12 protein-coding genes are annotated in these 20548 nt (G+C 51.1%); 6 read left to right on the top strand and 6 right to left on the bottom strand.

Going from position 1 to position 20548, the window contains the following annotated elements:
* Positions 1–52: 52 nt before the first annotated feature.
* Both hslO and ACO6VE_RS09660 read right to left on the bottom strand, forming a co-directional pair.
* Positions 53–922 carry an Hsp33 family molecular chaperone HslO gene (gene hslO, locus ACO6VE_RS09665; protein ID WP_422461037.1) on the bottom strand — a complete coding sequence of 290 codons (870 nt, stop codon included), beginning with the start codon at positions 920–922 and terminating at the stop codon, positions 53–55.
* Between the two features lie 406 nt (positions 923–1328).
* Entirely contained in the window at positions 1329–2639 is a 1311-nt protein-coding gene (locus tag ACO6VE_RS09660) for a TolC family outer membrane protein (RefSeq protein WP_422461036.1), read from the bottom strand.
* 260 nt (positions 2640–2899) lie between these two features.
* Here ACO6VE_RS09660 and pilG point away from each other — a divergent pair, with 260 nt between their 5' ends.
* From pilG to ACO6VE_RS09630, 6 genes are all read left to right on the top strand, one after another.
* Positions 2900–3298, top strand: a complete 399-nt coding sequence (gene pilG, locus ACO6VE_RS09655; RefSeq protein ID WP_101745268.1) for a twitching motility response regulator PilG — start codon at positions 2900–2902, stop codon at positions 3296–3298.
* 128 nt (positions 3299–3426) lie between these two features.
* Positions 3427–3801 carry a twitching motility response regulator PilH gene (gene pilH, locus ACO6VE_RS09650; protein ID WP_101745267.1) on the top strand — a complete coding sequence of 125 codons (375 nt, stop codon included), beginning with the start codon at positions 3427–3429 and terminating at the stop codon, positions 3799–3801.
* Positions 3802–3899: 98 nt separating this feature from the next.
* Positions 3900–4457 carry a chemotaxis protein CheW gene (locus ACO6VE_RS09645; protein ID WP_422461034.1) on the top strand — a complete coding sequence of 186 codons (558 nt, stop codon included), beginning with the start codon at positions 3900–3902 and terminating at the stop codon, positions 4455–4457.
* A 132-nt stretch (positions 4458–4589) separates the two neighbouring features.
* Positions 4590–6566 (top strand): methyl-accepting chemotaxis protein, encoded by a 1977-nt coding sequence (locus ACO6VE_RS09640; RefSeq protein ID WP_422461057.1) that lies wholly within the window; start codon positions 4590–4592, stop codon positions 6564–6566.
* A 129-nt stretch (positions 6567–6695) separates the two neighbouring features.
* Positions 6696–13055 (top strand): Hpt domain-containing protein, encoded by a 6360-nt coding sequence (locus ACO6VE_RS09635; RefSeq protein ID WP_422461032.1) that lies wholly within the window; start codon positions 6696–6698, stop codon positions 13053–13055.
* 67 nt (positions 13056–13122) lie between these two features.
* Entirely contained in the window at positions 13123–13590 is a 468-nt protein-coding gene (locus tag ACO6VE_RS09630; RefSeq protein WP_422461030.1) for a chemotaxis protein CheW, read from the top strand.
* Between the two features lie 127 nt (positions 13591–13717).
* Here the strand turns inward: ACO6VE_RS09630 and ACO6VE_RS09625 are convergent, their stop codons facing one another.
* From ACO6VE_RS09625 to ACO6VE_RS09610, 4 genes are all read right to left on the bottom strand, one after another.
* On the bottom strand, positions 13718–15016 hold the full coding sequence (locus tag ACO6VE_RS09625) for a hypothetical protein (RefSeq protein WP_422461028.1): 1299 nt from the start codon (positions 15014–15016) through the stop codon (positions 13718–13720).
* A 274-nt stretch (positions 15017–15290) separates the two neighbouring features.
* The gene (locus ACO6VE_RS09620; RefSeq protein ID WP_422461026.1) at positions 15291–16250 is read right to left on the bottom strand and encodes an FAD:protein FMN transferase; all 960 of its coding nucleotides are present in this window, start codon (positions 16248–16250) and stop codon (positions 15291–15293) included.
* Between the two features lie 89 nt (positions 16251–16339).
* Positions 16340–19354: a flavocytochrome c gene (locus tag ACO6VE_RS09615; protein WP_422461024.1), complete on the bottom strand. Its 3015-nt coding sequence runs from the start codon at positions 19352–19354 to the stop codon at positions 16340–16342.
* A 464-nt stretch (positions 19355–19818) separates the two neighbouring features.
* The gene (locus tag ACO6VE_RS09610; protein ID WP_422461022.1) at positions 19819–20544 is read right to left on the bottom strand and encodes a 16S rRNA (uracil(1498)-N(3))-methyltransferase; all 726 of its coding nucleotides are present in this window, start codon (positions 20542–20544) and stop codon (positions 19819–19821) included.
* Positions 20545–20548 lie beyond the last annotated feature (4 nt).

Genomic DNA, 20548 nt, shown 5'->3' with positions numbered 1-20548 from the left:
AGAAATTCAATGGAATTCCTGACCGGATCGGAAGGAGAGGAATCAGAAAACTTCAGTGAAGTTGTGGTTTTTCGTTAAAGATTGAATCGATGTCATCTTTACCAAAGACATATTGGTGATTGCAGAACTGGCAGTCCATCGCCACCTGACCTTCTTCTTCAATAATTGACTCAATTTCTTTGCGATCCAGAGTGCTGATGATTTTTGCACTTCTTTCCTGAGAACAGGTGCAGACGAAACGAACAGGCTCCTTGTCAAAAATACGGACAGTTTCTTCATGAAACAGTCTGACCAGCAGTGTTTCATGATCCAGCTCCAGCAGCTCAGCATCTTGAGTGGTTTCAGCAAGAGCCATCATGCGCTGCCAGGATTCAGCGCGAATGTCCTCGGAAAGCTCAACACTGGCGGGCAGAGCCTGCAACAGAAAACCGCCACAGGTTTGGCCATCACAGGCCAGCCACAGGCGAGTCTGCAACTGCACGGATTGCGTAAAATAGTCTTCAAGACTGGCTGACAGCGTTTCCTTTTCCAGGGGAACAATGCCCTGGTAACGCTTACCTTTGACCGGGTCCACGGTAATCAACAGGCTTGCCTTGCCCAGAAGCTCCTGAAGCGTTCCCTCAGAAAGATCATCCTTGAATTGTGCAACCGCTCTGAACGACCGCTGGTCGGTACATTCCACCATAAGCAAAGTCAATGGCCCGTCACCTCTGGCCTGAAGGGTAAGCAGCCCCTCAAATTTCAGTGTTGTACTCAACAGAAGGGCAGAGGCCACCAACTCCCCCAGCAGGCGTCTGACCACCTCGGGATAATTATGGGCAGCCAGGGCATCAACATAACTGTGGTTAAGGGAAACAATTTCACCGCGAATATCGGTATTTTCAAAGATAAAGCGTTGTACTGCATTATCAGTTCTGCTCATGAGCAACATTCCGTTTCGGGCTTATCAGAAAACTGACGACAGCATAATAAGATGTTAACCAACTACTTAACTACCGACCAAGCACAGGCAAGCCACTGATTTACTAAAACACATAAAATTGGAAGCGGCGTATTATATTACGATTCAGACAAAAACACTTCGCCCTGTTTATAGCTTCTCTTTCTAAATCGTTGTTTGGGTATAATCCAGGGAGGCCAGCTTGAGCTGGGAAAGGACATATCAGAAAGGTCAGGTGCTTAATAACACAGTATCTACATCACCCCATTTCACACCTTCCAAGCCAAAGATGAAGCATGGGCAGCTGATCCAGCCCAAACGCCATAGGTGTCGACACTCGCAATAATCCTCCTGTAGAAGGCTGACCGATTAGAAAATACGACGTTTTCTAACCATCCAGATGCCAGCTTTTCGGGATAGAAAATTCCACATTTTCCAGTAGCCTGCCCACCGCCGCCAGAACACGGTAACGGGCATAGGTTTCCTGATAGATGGCGGACGTTAAACTGTTGCTTGACTGAAATAATTCATTTTCGCTGTCCAGCAAGTCCAGCAGTGTCCGCTTACCAATGTTAAATTGCTCCCGGTATGCCGCAACCGTATCCCGGCTGGCATCTTCATGAAGCAATAAATACTCACGTTGTGCGCCAATAAACTGCAGAGCCGCCCAGCTGATACGCATTGTTTCTTCGACATTTCTCATGACCCTGGCTTTCTCGGAGCGCCGCTCTTCTGCCTGATGGGCACTCTCCAGCAAGCGAGCCTGATCACCGCCGCCACGGAATAAGTTGTAGCGAAGCCGAACCATGGCGACCGTATCACCATAATCACCCAGCTGGCCATCGGCATTGCGCCTCCAGCTTTGGTCTAACTCAGCATCCAGTGATGGCAGATAACTGCTTTTACGGGAAGAGTATGCGTGTTCCGATGATTCAACATCCATTTCAGCAGCTTTGACATTGGGGTGATCCTGCCTGCTGTTTTTAATGGCATTTTGCAAATCTTCTGGCAAATCAAGATGTGCAAAGCCGGGAAACTCCAAATCACCGGGACTATGCCCGACCAGGGCACGGTACTCACTTTCAGCATCCATCAGATTATTTCTGGCACTGATGAGATTGGCATTTGCTCTTGCCCGCCGCCCCTCTACCTGAATCAAATCAGAGCTTCGGGCCACCCCCTGACGGGCACGACGCTCAATCTGATCAAAAATTTCGTGATGAATGTCCAGGTTTTCTTCTGCCAGTTCCACCAGGTCACGACGCTCAAGCACTTTGAGATAGACATTGATAACCTGCAGCGCCAGATCTTCCAGTGTAGAGTAGAGTCGCCAGTGCTCCGCCTCAGCACCTTTACGGGCACCCTTCACGTTGTACCAGGTATTAAAACCGGCAAAGAGGTTCTGTTTCAGAGAAAATGAAGCTTCCTTGCGGGTGAGCTTGTCCCCATCGGTATCTGGACTGGTATCCTTTTGCTGTCTGCCGATACCGGCCGCAAGATCAATCGTTGGCCAGAAATCGGCAGCGACAGCATCGATATTTTTTCTCTCAGCCTTTAGACGGCTAAGAGCGACTTTTGCCTGAGGGTTTGAACGCAGAGCCTGGCCCAGTGCTTCTTCCAGAGATTCAGCTGAGACGTCAGCATTCCATCCAAGCAGGCCAGAAAACACGCTGATCAGCAGAAATTGAAAACGGTTCATGGAGGTCCCTGTCTCTTTCGCACGGAGATTTATTATCTAGATACATCGCCATGAACCGTCGGGACTTTACAGTTGGTTGGAAAAATCGTGACTTGTAACCATTACGTTTCTGGTCAGCAATGACCAACTTATGATAAAAAAGGATATTAAACGGTCCAGATATCCGGTTAAAACAGAATTAAGCCACTGGGAACGGACCAACAAGAAAAGAATGGCAGCGAACCATTGTCGCTTCTTCTGCGGATTGCCAGGGGTAAAACATGCAAGGTAGCGGAACAGACCTCAAGGTCATGATCATCGATGACAGCAAGACGATTCGTCGTACAGCTGAAACACTTCTAACCAAGGCGGGTTGCCAGGTGGTTACCGCCACCGATGGCTTTGACGCCTTGGCAAAAATCGCCGAGTCCGAACCGGACATCATCTTTGTCGATATCATGATGCCTCGTCTGGACGGCTATCAAACCTGTGCGCTGATTAAAAATAACAACGCATTTAAACAGATTCCCGTCATCATGCTCTCCAGTAAGGACGGTCTCTTCGACCGTGCCAGAGGACGAATTGCCGGTTCAGATTACTACCTGACCAAGCCATTCAGCCGTGATGAACTGTTCACAACGATTCGGGAACACTGCCCTGACTATGCTCTGGCCGTTTAACCGTACGTAAATGGGAAGCCCATGACGACGTCTCTGTCAATGAGACCCGGAAGGGCTCAGAAAATAAATAAAAGCAAGTAAGCAAGTTTGGTGCGGCCCTTATTCAGGCCAAAACACCCGGGGGATTTATGGCTAAGGTATTAATTGTTGACGACTCACCAACCGAATTGTACCAGCTGAGCGCAATGCTCGAGAAACATGGTCATACCGTAATGACGGCTGACAACGGTGCCGATGGTGTCGCCCTCTGCCGGGCAGAGCAGCCTGATGCGGTATTAATGGATATCGTCATGCCCGGCCTGAACGGCTTTCAAGCCACCCGACAACTCTCCAAAGATGGCAGTACTGGACACATTCCGGTCATTATTGTCACCACCAAAGATCAGGAAACGGATCGCGTCTGGGGCATGCGACAGGGAGCCAGAAACTATCTGACCAAGCCCATTAAGGAAACCCTGCTTCTGGAAACGCTGAACGAAGTCCTGAGTGATGCTGCGGCCTGAATCAGGCCCGGCTACTCCGAAAAACCCTTTCGGACACGAGGGCTATCCCGCATTCGTCACGGTCAATTGTCAAGGGAACAATGAAGGAAAGGAGTACTATGAGCAACTCCAGTCATCCGTTCGACTATCTGGAGACACTTGAGCAAAGTGCTTCCCTGTACAGTGCTCAAATCCCGATAGAGCAAACTGATCTGAGCTACTGGAAGGGTGTCAGCTTTGTGCTGGACGGCCAGCATTATATGGTTCAGGTTGGTTCAATATCTGAGATTCTTCCCGTTCCCCAGACAACGCCATTGCCCGGTGTGCAACGATGGGTCAGGGGATTAGCGAATGTCCGGGGACGTCTGATACCCGTCGTCAGCCTGGGCGACTTTCTGAAAGGTAACCAGGCCAGTTATGTTGCCAGTCAACCCAATCATAACAACCGGATACTTGTTATCGAGAAGAAAGACATTTCCGTTGGCCTTATCGTTGATGAAGTAAAAGGTATGCAGCAGTTTACCGTCGGCAGCCACGCAGATGAGATACCGGCGACCATTCCGGAAAATATTCATCCATTTACCCAGGGCTCCTATATCAAAGATCAACACTATGTCGTATTCAGTGTTGAGGGACTCGTTACCAACGAGCGTTTTCTAAAGGCCGCCAGTGAATAAACAGGATTTGATTTCACATCAGAAATCGGGGAATAAACCATGAAAGGCAATCAAGCGAATACGGGACAGGGAAGCAAGGCTAACAGAGCCACGATCGCTTCGATCACCATGCTGGTGCTGTCCCTGTCAGTGATGACAGGTGCATTTATCTATAATGACCAGCAGTCCCAGCTGCTGCACACCCATGAAACCAATGCCAGTGAGCTTCGGGTCCTTTCCCAGCAGATTGCCAAAAACGCCTCAGAAGCGGCCTCCGGTAAAGAAGAAGCCTTTCCCCTGCTGAAAGAAGCAACAGCGATGTTTGGCCAATATATTGATGAGCTGAACCGTGCCAGCCTTTCTGTTATTCCCTTTATTGACACATCCAACAGTGCTACTGCCCAGCAAATTGAAGCCCTGGATTCTTCATGGTCTGAAATGAAGGTAGAAGCCGACAGTATTCTCGCGGCACAAGACACCGTACTGTCTCTGCATGAAGTTGCTACCACACTGAGTGAAACCATTCCCCAACTGCAAATTGAATACGACGAGGTGGTAGAAATCCTTCTGGATAATAATGCACCCTCCGACCAGATTGCCATGGCTCAGCGCCAGCCCTGGCTGGCAGAGCGTATTATCCGGAGTGTTGCCAAGGTTCTGGAAGGTGGCGAAGACTCCATCATGGCGGCTGACAGCTTTGGCCGTGATGCCAAGCTCTTCGGTCGGGTACTGCAGGGTATGCTGGAAGGTAACATTGCCATGCGCATCAGTCAGGTGACCGATGATGAGGCCGTTGACCGTCTTATGGAGATCTCTGACCTGTTTGAATTCGTCGATGGCAGTGTTGATGAGATTCTGGAAACCTCTCCTGAGCTGTTCCAGGTACGCGCCGCCTCCGACACTATCTTCACCGATTCACAACAGCTGCTGCAGCAAACATCGGTGCTGGCAGATACCCTGTCCACGTCCACTATTGAACAGAAGGCACTGGAGCTGGCCATCATGACTTCCGGAGGCCTTTCCCTGCTGTTTATCCTGCTCACCGCCATGTCCATCATTATGGATACCCGCCGTCGTCTGGAAGAAACCAAAACCCAGAGCGAGGCGACCAGAGCCCAGAACGCTGCTAACCAGCAGGCCATTCTGCGACTTCTGGATGAAATGGCGGATCTGGCAGACGGTGACTTGACGGTTAAAGCCAGTGTTACCGAAGACTTTACCGGTGCCATTGCCGACTCCATTAACTTCTCCATTGAACAACTGCGCGCCCTGGTTAACACCATCAACCAGACGGCCGTCAAGGTTGACGCAGCCGCCCAGGAAACACAGGCAACCGCCCGACTGCTGGCCGAAGCTTCCGACCACCAGGCCCAGGAAATCGGCGCTACAACCCAGTCCGTGAACCAGATGGCCGAGTCCATTGATAAAGTCTCCAGCGGAGCCTCCGACTCCGCAGATGTGGCCGAGCGCTCGGTACAGATCGCGGCTAACGGTGGGTTGGTGGTACGAAATACCATCGATGGCATGACCACTATCCGTGAACAGATTCAGGATACCTCCAAGCGTATTAAACGACTGGGTGAGTCCTCTCAGGAGATCGGTGACATTATCTCGCTGATCAACGAGATCGCCGACCAGACCAACATTCTGTCCCTGAACGCCGCTATCCAGGCGTCCATGGCCGGCGAAGCCGGCCGGGGCTTTGCCGTGGTTGCCGACGAGGTGCAACGTCTGGCAGAACGGGTATCGGCAGCCACCAAACAGGTCGAAGCGCTGGTATCAACCATCCAGACTGACACCAACGAAGCGGTCATTTCCATGGAACAGACCACCTCTGAAGTGGTACACGGAGCCCGTCTGGCGCAGGATGCCGGTGTGGCACTGGAAGAGATCGAGCAGGTGTCCAACAGCCTGTCAGGCCTGATTCGGAACATTTCTGAAACCGCAAAAGTCCAGGCACAGTCAGCCTCACAGATCTCCAGCCGCATGGTGGCCATCCGGGATATTTCGATTCAAACCTCCTCAGGTACCAAGGCAACCGCTCAATCCATCGGTGATCTGGCCGGTATGGCCATGGAGATGCGTCAGTCGGTTACGGGTTTCAAACTGCCTGAAACCTCAGAGTCCTGACACTGACTCTGCAAGAGACGAGAGTATGACAACAAGCATAATGCCCGCCGCTCGGGCGCTCTTGTTAAACAGAGCGTTAAAAAGAGCGCATACGACAGCGGGAATGGTAGCTGGAAACGGGAGCCAGGCATGGTCGAACAGCGTGAATACATAGGTCTGGACTGGGTTATCGGAGAGATTGAAGGCACCCTCACTGAAGCCCGTCAGGACCTTGAACAGTATGCTGATTCCACAGATGAGGCTGTGTTTCTGGAGAATTGTCGTACCAAAATCCAGCAAATTCACAGCACGCTGAAGATATTGAAACAGAAGGGAGCCCGGTTACTGACCCGGGAAATTCTGCTGTTATTAGATAGCCTGAATGAGACTCCGGCGAATAACAGTCAGCAACGGCTGGTGGTACTGATTCAGGCCATGCTTCAGCTGCCAGGCTATCTTGTCCATACCTCCAGATCTGGCAGGGATACCCCCAGCCTGCTGAAGCACCTGCTCAATGAAATGCGCCAATTACGCGGGCAGCGGGCGCTGTCTGATATTGATTTTTTTGCCCCGGCCATCGTTCACACCATTGCACCAATCCCGGAAGCACAGCTGAACAAGCTGCAGGCCAGCGGCTTTGCCGTTCTGGTACGGAAAATACGGCAGAAATATCAGCTGTGTCTTGCCGGCATTCTCAGGGACAGCCAGCGGGACCAGCAACTGACGGTCATCAGTAAAATATTTGCCAAGCTGCAAAACCTTTGCTGGGACTCGCCAATATCCCCGCTATGGGATGCCTGCACCGCATTCTCCGAGGGCCTCAAGGAAGGCTCTATTGCCATAGACAGTCACGCCATAAGAATCCTTCGTGAAATGGACAATCAGTTCAAGTGTCTGGCCAGTGAGGAAGCCAAACGCCTGAACACCCCGCCCTCGGAAGAGATACTGAGAGGGATTCTTTATCGGATCGCCAAAGCAAACAGTGATCATGCGCTTATCCTCTCTCTGAAGCGACGATACTCTCTGGACCAGGCCCTGGAGGCAGAGCCGCAGGATGCCAGGCTGCTCAACATTGATGCAGCAACATCGGTGGTGAAAGCCATCAAGGAAGAGCTCACTCATATCAAAGACGCTCTGGATCTCTACCTGCTGAACCCCGGGGACAATCAATCCAGGCTTCGGGATCAACTGGCCACCTGCCAGCAAATCTCTGACACATTAGGCATGCTTGGCCTCGAATCGTTGCAGAAAATCATGCACAGAGAGCATCAACATCTGCAGATGATTCTTACTGGTGACCACTCACCCGAAAAAGTGAACGACACCCTGATCAATACGGCGGCCCGGTTGCTTGAAGTGGAGTCCGGACTGAACCAGTTCATGGGCCTCAACCGATCGGTAACCGGCCAGAGTTCTGTATCAGCACAGATAAACGATATTCACCAGAAAGTAATTTATGAAGCCCGGAACAACCTGAAAGAGGCCAAAGGCGCTGTGGAGGGCTATCTGGGCAGTGATTATAATCCGGAGTTCCTGGTCAAGTTATTACCCCTGATGAAAAGCATCCAGGGCAGTCTTGCCATGATTCCTCTGGACCGTGTTGCTGAGTTAATCAGTCGCTGTTCAAGGCATATTCAACAGCAATGGCTGGACAAAAACCTCAAGCCCGGCCTCGATGAGCTGGATGCAATGGCCGATAGTTTGTCCAGCATTGAATACTATCTGGAACAGTTGAGTGGTGGGGCTTCTGCCTACGTCGAAAAAACGCTGGATATTACCCGGAAAAGTATTGATCGGCTTGAGTCATTCGTTACCGTCACAAAAGCAGAACCTGCGGTGCCAGCCATTTCATCCACCCCGAAACCTGAAGCCAAAGCTAACCCGTTCGCTGCCCACCTGCTTTCCGATGAAGAGAGAGCGGCCCAGGAGGAACAAGCGGCTGACAATGACGTTATTGAGTTTCACTATGAAAAGCCTCTGCCGTCAGCTACCGGAGCGGTTGCTGCCAGTGAAAAAGAAGCAGACTACGGCCCAACCATAGAGTTCTCAACCGACAGTCTGAGCCCCTCCCAGGCAGTTACCGGGAAACAGGACACGACCGACTCCAACTCGATCAATATAGTCCACAGGGAGAACCTGATTCCGGCAGCGGCGTCTATTGAAAGCCCGCTAACAGTGAGTGATGAGCTGGCACAGACGATTGATTTTTCGGCGAATGAAGAAAATCTGTCGGACCTGGAAAGCGGCTCTTCTGAAGAAACGTTCTCACTTTCTGAGGTTTTGACCTCTTCACCAGATAGTACCTTAACCACATATAACACCCCGGGCAGCGATGACATCACCGGGGATCTGACACCGTCACACCACTCTTCCCCAAAGGACACTCTCTCTAAAGAAGACACGCTCTCTAAAGAAGACACCTTCAGCCTGTCAATGGATGAAGATGATGACGACGACCTCCATGAAGTTTTCGTCGAAGAAGCGACAGAAGTTCAGCAACAGCTCAAAGCGCTATTGCCACAATGGCGCAGTAATATCCATGATGCAGCCACCACCAATGAGATCAGAAGAGCCTTTCATACATTAAAGGGCAGCGGCCGCATGATCGGTGCTGACGTTATCGGTGAGCTGGCATGGTCATTGGAAAACATGCTGAACAACGTGGTCAAAGGCACGATTAAAGCGTCTGAGCCAATAGCTGAGTTACTCCATGAAGTCATCGCTATGCTGCCTGAACTGGTGAATGATTTTGCCAGGGACAGTCAACAGCTAACACCGGAAGTTCTGCTGTGCATGGAAAAAGCAGATGCCCTGGGGAAAGGAAACCACTTTGTCGTTGATAGTGAGGAGCTGGTAGAGCCTGAGCAGCAAGAACCGGCCATGATGTTTGGCAACATTATCGAGGACAATGCCGAAGAAGCCCTGCATAGCGACGTTGATGAGCTGGATAATGAACTGACAGAGCCTCCGAAAACTGAGGCAATCAGTAACGTTGCAATTGAAGAGCAAACCGTTGAGCTGGATAGCGGGTATGACCAACAGTTACTGGCCATTTTTGATACAGAAGCCAGAAGCCATCTCAGTGTCGTCAAAGAGTTCATCGCCAGTAGCTATCAAATGGGTGGCGATATCCAGATTACAGATTCTGTCCAGCGGGCACTGCACACCCTGAAAGGCAGTGCCTTTATGGCAGAGATTACCCCCCTTGCCGAGCTGGTTGCCGCTATTGAAAAGACCATCAAGGAATTCCGGGCACACCTGGTGCCTGCTGATAGCCAAGTCATCAGCATGCTTGAACAAGGGGTAGACCTGATTGAGGATGCACTGCGACAATTGCAAACCAACTCCCACCCTCTGGAACTAAAAGTTGATAGCTTTCTTAACTGGCTTGGTGCGCTTCATAACCAACTACTCAGCAACAGCTTGCATGATGAGTCTGCCCCGGAGCCTGCACCCGTAAAGCAGCCAACAGGCCAACAGGCAGCACTTTTCCTGGCCAGCGACCTTGACCTGTTACTGGATGCCAGCAGCCATCTGAAATCATGGGTTAACGGCACGCCCCACGAGGAGCTTGACCGGTTCAAGTTTGAACTGAAAGTGCTTGCTGAGAATGCCAATGAAGCAGATTTGTCGGCTATCACAGAGCTCTGTGATGTGTTACATGATGTCTGCACTTATCTGGAGACCCATGAGACCCGCCTTCCCCAACAGTTACTGCCGCCATTTACAGACGGCTTCGAAGCCCTGGTTGAAATGATGAACCAGGTGGCTTCACAGCAAACGCCGGAATCCCCACACGCAATTTTCAGCGCTCTGCGTGAAGCACTGGAGTCTTTGCTGTTTGAGCAGGCATTAAGTCAGGCAGACCCAGACCTGACGTTCGAAGAAGACCACGAGGATCATGACTTTGATGCCCTGCTTGATTTTGATGCCGAGACAGAGGCAGCAGAAGACATCGACTTATCGTTCACTGAAGATAATCGTTTCAAACCGATAGCCCAGCCGTCCTGGAGTGCTTCAGTCACGGCAGAAGGCACCTCTTTTGCTCCGTACAGCAATGGGTCAGAGCCCGAGCCGGAGTTGCATAAGCTGTTTATCGAGGAGGCTTATGAGCTGCTCGAAGACTCAGCCCAGTCTCTGGAAACATGGCTGGGCAATACCAGCGATTTACAACCGGTTCATGAGCTTCAACGATGCCTGCACACCCTGAAAGGGGGAGCAATGATGGCAGAACTTCATGAGCTTGGAGAACTGAGCCATGGGCTGGAAGATATCTATGAATCCATTGCCAATGGCAGCTGTGAGCCTGAAATCGCCCCTCTGGCGCTGATTCAGAAAACTCACGACACCATAGAGACAACACTGAAAAACCCTGGCAACGGGCAGCCATCCCCTGACGTACAGCGCATGCTGGAAGAGCTCAGGCAATGGCAGCATAGACTGAACACCAGCCACTCAACCGCTGAAGAGCCTGACACTCTTCCTGACTACCTGGGGCAGGCTGCGCCAGCCAAACCTCTCGCCGGGACCTTTGATGAAGATACATGGGTCAATAACCTGTCAGAACTGCCAGCACCTGAACTACCGAAGCCGATGCCCGGTCAGGTACCGGAACCCGTTTCTACCATCCGGGTAGTGCCCCAGACCACTGCCGATGGGTCAGAGACAACGCTTCAGTCATCACTCAGTGAAATGGTCCGCATTCCCCCGGAACTTCTGGAAACCCTGATCAATCTTGCCGGGGAAACCAGCATCAGCCGCTCCCGCATTGAGCAGCAGACGACAGATGCCTCCAGAACCCTGGAAGAGATGAATCGAACCATTCTGCGGGTTCGGGAACAGTTGCGGCGACTCGATATCGAAACGCAGAGCCAGATCATCTCCCGGCACCAGGGCGATCTTGGTGATAACCCTGATTTTGATCCACTGGAAATGGACCAGTACTCAGAACTGTCACAGCTCTCTCACTCACTGGTGGAGTCCGCCTCTGACCTTATGGATCTGCGGGAGGCCCTGCAGGAAAAATCCCGGGATACAGAAACGCTGCTCCAGCAACAGTCCAGAACCCAGATTGAGCTCCAGGAGCAGCTGATGAAAGCCCGGATGGTATCGTTCAGCCGACTGGTTCCCAGGCTGCGCAAGATTGTCCGTCAGGTGTCTGATGACCTGAACAAGCCCGTCAAGCTTGTGGTCAGTAATGCTGAAGGTGAGATGGACCGAACCATGCTTGAGCGCATGCTTGCTCCGCTGGGTCACATGCTCCGAAATGCCATTGGTCACGGCATCGAAGATTCATCGGCAGAAAGACAGAATTCAGGCAAACCTGAAGTGGGCCAGATTGCCTTATCGATCCGACGCGATGGTGCCGACGTGGTGGTTGAGTTGTCCGACGATGGTCGTGGCATCGATATTGAAGCCGTAAAAGCCAAAGCGATTGAACAGCAACTGATCAGTCCTGACGAACCGGTAACGGATCAGGAAGCCATCGAACTGATCATGAAGTCCGGATTCAGTACCGCAAGCGAGGTGACCCACCTTTCTGGCCGCGGTGTCGGGATGGATGTTGTGAATAACTCGGTTCGCCAAATGGGCGGCAGTATACAGGTTAAGTCTGAGGCCGGGCTCGGCACACAATTCTCTCTCAGATTGCCATTTACCCTGTCCATTAACCGGGCGTTGATGGTGGAAGTAGGCAGCAGCCTGTACGCACTGCCGATGCATGCCATTGATGGCATCTCCATGGTGTCAGCAAGCATGCTGGCCGATTGCTACCAAAACAGAGCGCCACTCATCTATGGCAATGGTACCGAGCACCAGCTGATCTACATGGGCGCTCTTCTCGGTACTGGCAGCCCCAAAATAAGTGACGGCCAGTGTCCGGTCGTCATGGTGCAAAGAGGCAGTGAGAATATAGCGGTTCAGGTTGATGCTATCGTGGGTAGCCGGGAAATCATTACCAAGAGTCTGGGCATTCAGTTCTCCGGTCTTGCCGGGGTAAACGGTGCCACCATTCTTGGTGATGGTCGGGTTGTGGTCATCCTTGATCCGGCGGCACTTTACCGCAAACATCAGCTGGTCATTCAGGAAGCCAAACCTGACGCCGTGGAAAGGCATGAACCGGACAGCAGTGATCAGGCCATGAGAGTGCTGGTGGTGGATGACTCGGTGACCGTAAGAAAAGTCACCAGTCGTCTGCTAACCCGTCAGGGATACGAGGTGATCTCGGCACGGGATGGTGTGGAAGCCATGACCCGTCTCGCTGAACAGAAGCCAGACATTATGCTGCTGGATATCGAAATGCCCCGTATGGATGGTTTTGAGGTGGCCAGCGCGGTCAGGAATGACCCTGGGCTTCAAGACCTGCCGATTATCATGATCACCTCCAGAACCGGTGAGAAACATCGCCACCGGGCCTTAAGCCTGGGTGTCAATGAGTACATAGGCAAACCTTTCCAGGAAGGGCCATTACTCGAAGCGATTGAAAAACTGATTGAAGTTGAGACAGCGTGATAGCAGGGCTTCCCGGGAAGCCCTGCCCTTCACAACAACCGCACAATAGCAGAAAGAAGAGGAAACCATGTCCCACAAGCCCATTTCGTCCGTGCTGATCCCCATGCAGCAGCGCCCCCTGCTGATACCTTCAGCATGCATCGCCGGTATTCAGGACTACAGTCGTCCGGAAGCCAATTACCCGGAAACCGAATGGCTGCTGGGTGATCTTGACTGGCGGGGTACAAAGATCCCGGTGGTTTCCTTTGAAAGACTGAACCAGGGACGATTTGCCGAGTTCTCTGCCACCAATCGTATTGCCATTATGCATCGCACCAGCAAAAACGATAGCCTGCCATTCTATGCCATGGTGGTGCAGGGGGTTCCACAGCCATTAACACTGGTACGGGAAGAAGTACGGAATTCCGCCGAGGAAAAAGGCCCCATGGAGAAATATCGGATTATTATGAGAGACGTTCCTGCTTCAATTCCGGATCTTTCTCTTGTGGAACAGAAATTGACATCCTCCAGCGATTTAGCTGGTGGAGGTTGTTAATGAAACGAAAAAGCCAAACCATTACCTATTTGCCAGTTACTTATCCACAATTTGGTGACGAAAACTGTTCGCAATTTGATAGTAAGGCCATTCGTTTAATAATCAGTTCCCCGGTCCTGTAACTTATCTACCGAACTGCATCACGAACGTTGAGATAAAGGCGGACAGGATCAAAAGTTCTTTTTAACCGATTTAAAACACCAGATGTTAGTGATGTTTTTGCTATAAAATTCAAATTGCTATCTTTTATAGTGGTTTTGTATATCTGAAATAATTCAGATCCCAAATTGGCTTCCTGCTTGATTGTTGCACCATACCATTTTGGTGCCAACAACCTGTGCTTCACGCTAACGTTAAGTTTTGCTTCCAGAACCTGTTGGCAAAAAGCTTCCGTACTGTGAGCTTTGCCTTTAAGAAAAGCACTGTAGAGACCCGGCCTCAATGGCCATTCAACTTGATTAGCTGTTATCAGATTCTCTTTGATATGAACGCTGAGATTACTGGCTAAAACTAATTTACAAAAAACCTTAACACACTCACTGTGGTTTTTTTCCATGGCTTCGTGCAAAGCGGGCGCTCGATAATCTGGCCCGTCTAACCCTTCAATAGGAGATAAATCAATAGCCATTAGCTGTTCTTCTTTCCAGCAATCAGAGTTATTTGTTGATAGTATCCATTCGCAATAGGTGCGGGCAAGGTCAGCGTGGCCATTTCTCATAGCCAGAAGAAGACCTGGCGTGTTGTTTAAAAGGGCTTGGGGTGCCAACAGTTTCTGCTTCATTTCAACGTTCAGGTTACTGCATTGTACCTGATCGAGAAAGGCACTGATGCAGTCGGTATGACCTTTTTTGAGCGCTATGTAGAGACCGGGAATACCAGCAGGGTTTTTGGCTTCCAGCAGTGTTTGCTTTACCCACTCATCGCGGGGGCTGCCCAGTATTTGCTGACAATACTGGATGACAAGTTGAGCATTGCCAGCCTGGAAAGCATCAAACAGACGGGAAGAAGCCTCACAATCACTATTGTTGAGCACGGGCAAAGACTGATTCTTGCCAACTGACTGATTGGTTAATGCCACTGCATTTGCAAACGGGCCATTTACCGCAGTATTACTACCATTAGCTGAAGGACTCACTTCGGCTATCCCGATCTGAGGTGCAGTACCTTCAGGCACAATTGCCACTTTATTGGTAATTAATCTGCTGACATTTTTCTGGTCCAACCGGGGAAAACCCGGTTCACCCAGCTGAGGTTTGAATAATTCAGTTTGATTAACAAAAGCTCTGGTAATTTTGTCGGTTTGGATTTGCGTTACTTCATACAAACCCTGGAAAACATGACTGGCAGATGTATCATCCGGACGTGGGCTTTCAGGATTATAATTAATACCTGCACTGGGATTATTGTCATTATTAACTGCAAACATACAAATTATTTCTCTAACTGGTTATGGCGATTCAGGCAATCCTGTGCATGATTAAATCATCATAGTGCAATATTTATTCTTCGCAAACGATTCAATAATCCCAAAATTTTCAGGTGGTTTTTAATTCAACAGTTAATATTCCTTCTGTTTAAAATCGGATGTTTTTTCGGCAACGTGTGTTTAAACCGTCATGGTTGCTGGCGGGATTCCCGCAGCCAGTGCTTCTCATACCGCAGACATGAACTGGAGCAGAACTGGCTGGTAGATGGTCTATTCACCGCAAAGCAATATAACGACCATGATCAACCAGTCCATCGGTCATCTTAACGGTGCCATCCTTTGTCACAACAACGGCTTCGATAAATGCCTGTTGACATAAATAGTGCAACGCATCATCCGCCGAGGATAAAAACCCGGCAGTACTCCAGATTTCACCATCAACGGAGTGTTTGGAAATAATGGTCAGACTGGCAATCTCCGTGGCAATGGGCATACCGGTTTGTGCATCCAGCAGATGGTGGTAACGCTGACCATTGACATCAAAATAGCGTTCGTTGATGCCAGAGGTGACCATGGAAGCATCGTTCAGTGGCAGCGCACGAATAATGGTGCCCCGCTCTGCCAGCGGGTGTTGAATACCCACATTCCAGGCCCGGTTGGCATTGGTGGGGGAGTGACCGATGGTGACCACATTGCCCCCCAGACTGATAAAGCCATGGTCAACACCGGCGTTGACCAGCGCTTGTTTGACCTGATCGGCAAAATAGCCTTTCGCGATGGCCCCCAGGTCGATCTCCATACCGGGTTGACGCAAAAATACCGTTCTCTCCTGCTCGTTCAGGACAATGTTATCGGGATCGACCAGCGCCAACCGTGCAGATATCTCCGCCGCTGATGGCAGTCTGGCATCCCGAAAGCCGATGCGCCAGAGCTTGACCAGAGGGCCAATAGCAATATTGAAAGGGTTGCGCCTGTCCTGACTTGCCGCCTTGGCGACGTTGATCAGGTGAAAGAGATCAGACTCAACCGCGATGGGTGCGATGCCCGCATTTTGGTTGATCGCCATCAGCTCACTATCTGGTTGATTGACAGCAGGCTGATTAACCGTGAACCGCTGGGCGTATTGGGAAAGTTGGTGATAGGCCGCTTTGAGCAGCTGCTCACCATTTTGATGATAAACGACCAGATCAATCACTGTTCCCATCATCTGGAATCTGGTCTGGTACTTCTGCATGAACTGGTACTTTTGTATGAAATAGTTCGCTGCTAAAAAGCCCGCCACGCCACTTGGCAGGGCAGGCTTTTGGTTGTCGCCGCTACACCTTAAACAAGGTCCGCCGCGCTTTCACCGGCAATACGGCCAAACGTGAAGATATCGATCAGGGCGTTACCACCCAGACGGTTACCGGCATGGATACCGCCAGTGACTTCACCCGCTGCGTACAGACCAGCAATAACGTTACCATCCTTGCCAATCACTCGTGTGCTGGTATCGATCTTCAAGCCACCCATGGTGTGGTGAATAGAAGGCTGACGTGGTGTGGCGTAGAACGGTCCGTGCTCCACCTTCAAGCCGAACGCACTCTTGTTGAATTCAGGATCGTGACCCTGCTCAACACATGTGTTGTACTGCTTGATGGTTTGCACAAATTCCGCCTGTGGCACACCCATCTTGTCGGCCAGTTCTTCCAGCGTATCCGCTTCCAGGATGATGCCTTCGCTGATTTCACGGGCGATGGTTTCATCAGAGGTGTTGGCCGCTGTTTTGCGAATCTCGGCATCGGCAATCATGTAAACGGTGCCACCATTGTCGAAGAAGGCGTCGGCCAACTTGTCACGGGTACCGCACTCATCAACAAAACGCTTGCCCTTCTGGTTAACGAAGACAAAGTTCTCCGGTGGTACAATCAGGCCAGTCAGCAGAGCACCGGACTTCGGATCACCGATTGGCATCAGCTGGGCAAAGCCCATTCCCACCAGCTCGGCACCGACTTTTTCACCCATTTCGATACCATCACCCACCAGCGCAGGGGAGTTGGTGGTTTTGATATCGTCAGCAATATTTTTCCAATAGGTGTTGTACTTCTTGATCATCTGGGTATTGGCACCAAAGCCGCCAGAAGTCATGACCAAACCGTGGCTCGCTTTTACAATCAGCTCATTACCGTTGGCCTGGATCGCCTTGACACCCACAACCTTGCCATCTTCAACGATCAGGTCAGTAGCCCGGGTATCGGTGATGATGCGACCATTCTGTTCCAGAATGCGCTTTTGCAGCTTATCAACAAACTCAACGCCTTTTGGACGCTTTGGCTTGTGGGCACGACGCCACAGGGCACCAACAGCGATATCCACCAGGCCACGCTCAAACTCGATGCCTTTCTCGCTCAGCCAGTCGATGGACTCCATGGAGCGGGAAGTCAGCTGCTTGACCAGATCGTATTGACCATAGATGGTTTCGCCATTCAGGTCGGTACGCTTACCGCCCAGGTAGGTCTGGATCCGGTGCAGTTCTACCGAGTCGAACAGGTATTTGTTGCCATGGTCGTGCTGGTTGAAGTAATTATCCAGCTGTGACTTCAGGGTACGGAAATCGTCCAGATATTCACCGGCGAACTCAGACTCTGGCGTCTCAGCCAGGGCCATAAGGGTCTCTTTTTCACCCGCCAGTGCCGCGAAATCACCCTGCCACGCGGGTTCAGCAGCGTTAACCCAACCGCCCGTACGGACCGTGTTACCACCGATGGCCGGGAACTTCTCCAGCAGGATAACTGACTTGCCTTTGTCCAGGGCTGTCAGTGCCGCACTCAAACCGGCACCGCCACCACCGATCACCACCACATCGGCGCTCTCTTCGATGGTTTGCGCGATCCACTCAACTGCCTTACGCGCTTTCACACGCAGAGCCTCGGAGTGACCACCGGCCAGATCAACCGCATTGGAAACACCGTCGATTACCGCCTGACTACTGACGGTTGCGCCGGAGATCACGTCAATATTGAGCGTCTGCTCATCAACGATCTGCTGTGGAATACGCTCAAAGGCCGGGTTGGCGATACCGTCTGACTCTCTGGAAGAGTCCACCACAATCTCAAGAATCTCATCTTCAGAGAAGGTTACCGTCACCGGCAGGTCACCATTGTGGCCACGGCCATAAGCGGTATAAGTTCCTGGCTGGAAACGGATCTCAATACCTTGCAGCTCTTTGATGCGCTGATGTTTTTCCGCTTCTGCCGCACTGTCGACAATCATGTAATCCATGATGTCCCACAGCGGCGTCGGGATCAGCAGGGCTTCCTGCTGAGCGATATCGGCGAACTCGGCGCAGGTTTCATTGTTCAGAGCCTTGGTTGCCCAGGTAGGTTCAACCAGGTAGCCCTTGCCCACGGCCACCATATCATAACCCTGGGCCAGTGCTTTTTGTGCATCGCCAGTCTGGGCAATACCACCCACACCGATTACCGGTACGCTGGCCACCGCCTCAGACTGCAGCTGACGATACTTGTTGATCAGTGGCTCTTTGTCTTCCGGGTTTACGATAGAGTTACGTGCCCAGCTGCCCATAGAGAAGTGGAAATAGTCCAGGCCTTCTGTCGCCAGTTTATCCAACAGGAACATGGTATCTTCAAAGCGGATACCCGGCTCTTCGATCTCTTCAGGTGAGAAGCGATAACCGACAATGAAATCAGCCTTGTTATGAGACTGTGCCACCTGCTTGGTTTTGGCCAGAACAGCCAGCGGGAATGTGGTGCGCTTTTCAATATCGCCACCCCACCGGTCATTTCTGCGGTTGGAGTGTGGCGAGAAAAACTGCTGGATCAGGTAAGTGTTGGCACCGTGGATTTCAACACCATCAAAACCGGCGATAATGGCACGGTTCACGGCATTGCCGAACAACTCGATCATCTCTTCGATTTGCTCTTCGGTCATTTCCAGCGGGGTTTCCGCATTATCACGCAGCGCAGCGACAGGGCTGGCTGAGATCGGTTTATGGCCACCATTAAACTCAGGCGTTGCCATACGACCGGCGTGGTAGATTTGCAGAATAGCTTTTGAACCTTTGGCCTTGATGGCATCCGCCAGTTGCTTCAGACCAGCAATTTTGCCGTCAGTATCGATACCCAGTGCGCCGGGGAAAGCTCTGCCGTAATTTTCCACAAAAGCACTTTCGACAATTACAGCACCTGCATCGCCAGAGCGAGCGGCGTAATAGGTAATCATCTGCTGGGTGACGCCGCCATCAAAAAAGGCGGATTGAATCGTCATCGGAGCCATCACGATACGATTCTTGAACTTGTTACCTGATTGAAACAGAACTTCGTCGATCAAATGAGCCATCAAGACTTCCTTATTTCAACCCAATGACCGTACAAACGTTTGCTCACTGGGCTGACTGTTTATGGAATAAATACTTTTGTTAAGACCAGTATCAAGACAAGGGCTCAATATTAAGCCCAGCGAAAAATCATCGGCATTTTTTCACACCATCAACTTTGCATGTATAGTGATAAACACCCATATATCCCATCGAGTTGCATGAAGTTTTGCTATAAAAATGGTTTTGGGGCACTAATTTAGGCGATGCCGAAAACAGCCGCTGAAACAGAACCAGAACACGAGATGGCTGGTGGTTTCTGATAAGGTGGGCGCAGGTCTTTTTCGGTAATAAGAAAGTCAGTAGCAAGGAGAAGTGGGGTAGTTTCGTCAACCCTTCTATTCTGATCCTGAAAACGGCCCGGACACCGACCAATAGTGTGAAGAATCACAGAATAACCGTTATGGCAGCACCGGGCGACAAACATTCAGTAGTCTCCCCAGAGGTACTGCATCAGCGTAATCGCCACTACCGGTGCAGTTTCCGTTCTCAGCACACGGGGGCCTAACGCCAGCGGGTTGAAGCGGTGACCCTCAGCCAACTCAATTTCCTGAGCGGTTAATCCACCCTCCGGGCCAATCAACAGAGATACCGATTCTGGCTGGGCAAAACCACTGAGTTTCTCTCTGGTTCGATGATGCAGTACAAAGTTCAGTTCAGTCGCCCGGGTGGTGAGCCAGTCTTCCAGCTTAACGGGCGTATGTATGGTCGGTACGATGTTACGGCCACACTGTTCACAGGCACTGATAGCCACCTGTTGCCAGTGTTTGACCCGTTTATCCAAACGTTCTGCATTCAGCTTCACCTCACAACGCTCACTCCATAATGGGGTAATGGCGGTAACACCCGCTTCCGTTGCCTTCTGAATGGCATAATCCATACGCTCACCACGGCTGAGTGTCTGACCCAGCTCAATAGTCAGGGGGGACTGGGCATCACCCTCGATAAACGACTCAAGATAAACGGTAACCGACTTTTTGCTAACGCTCTCTACGGTTCCCTGCCAGGCTCCCCCTTGACCATTAAACAGCACCAGGGGCTCTGAGGGTCTCATGCGCAAAACACGGCCAACATGATTGGCGGCATTTTCAAAAAGTTCGATGGAGCTGTCAGCCTGAAGCGGCTGCGCTGAATAAATACGAGGGTTTCTCATGGAG

Origin of the sequence: Endozoicomonas sp. ALB115 (assembly GCF_049310245.1) — a bacterium.
GTDB lineage: Bacteria > Pseudomonadota > Gammaproteobacteria > Pseudomonadales > Endozoicomonadaceae > Endozoicomonas.
This window is presented reverse-complemented; position numbering and strand designations above follow the sequence as displayed.

What these genes read in the sequence shown, in the direction of transcription:
- hslO (WP_422461037.1), bottom strand. Translation starts at nt 922, where the DNA reads ATGAGCAGAACTGATAATGCAGTACAACGCTTTATCTTTGAAAATACC.
- ACO6VE_RS09660 (WP_422461036.1), bottom strand. Translation starts at nt 2,639, where the DNA reads ATGAACCGTTTTCAATTTCTGCTGATCAGCGTGTTTTCTGGCCTGCTT.
- pilG (WP_101745268.1), top strand. Translation starts at nt 2,900, where the DNA reads ATGCAAGGTAGCGGAACAGACCTCAAGGTCATGATCATCGATGACAGC.
- pilH (WP_101745267.1), top strand. Translation starts at nt 3,427, where the DNA reads ATGGCTAAGGTATTAATTGTTGACGACTCACCAACCGAATTGTACCAG.
- ACO6VE_RS09645 (WP_422461034.1), top strand. Translation starts at nt 3,900, where the DNA reads ATGAGCAACTCCAGTCATCCGTTCGACTATCTGGAGACACTTGAGCAA.
- ACO6VE_RS09640 (WP_422461057.1), top strand. Translation starts at nt 4,590, where the DNA reads ATGACAGGTGCATTTATCTATAATGACCAGCAGTCCCAGCTGCTGCAC.
- ACO6VE_RS09635 (WP_422461032.1), top strand. Translation starts at nt 6,696, where the DNA reads ATGGTCGAACAGCGTGAATACATAGGTCTGGACTGGGTTATCGGAGAG.
- ACO6VE_RS09630 (WP_422461030.1), top strand. Translation starts at nt 13,123, where the DNA reads ATGTCCCACAAGCCCATTTCGTCCGTGCTGATCCCCATGCAGCAGCGC.
- ACO6VE_RS09625 (WP_422461028.1), bottom strand. Translation starts at nt 15,016, where the DNA reads ATGTTTGCAGTTAATAATGACAATAATCCCAGTGCAGGTATTAATTAT.
- ACO6VE_RS09620 (WP_422461026.1), bottom strand. Translation starts at nt 16,250, where the DNA reads ATGCAGAAGTACCAGACCAGATTCCAGATGATGGGAACAGTGATTGAT.
- ACO6VE_RS09615 (WP_422461024.1), bottom strand. Translation starts at nt 19,354, where the DNA reads ATGGCTCATTTGATCGACGAAGTTCTGTTTCAATCAGGTAACAAGTTC.
- ACO6VE_RS09610 (WP_422461022.1), bottom strand. Translation starts at nt 20,544, where the DNA reads ATGAGAAACCCTCGTATTTATTCAGCGCAGCCGCTTCAGGCTGACAGC.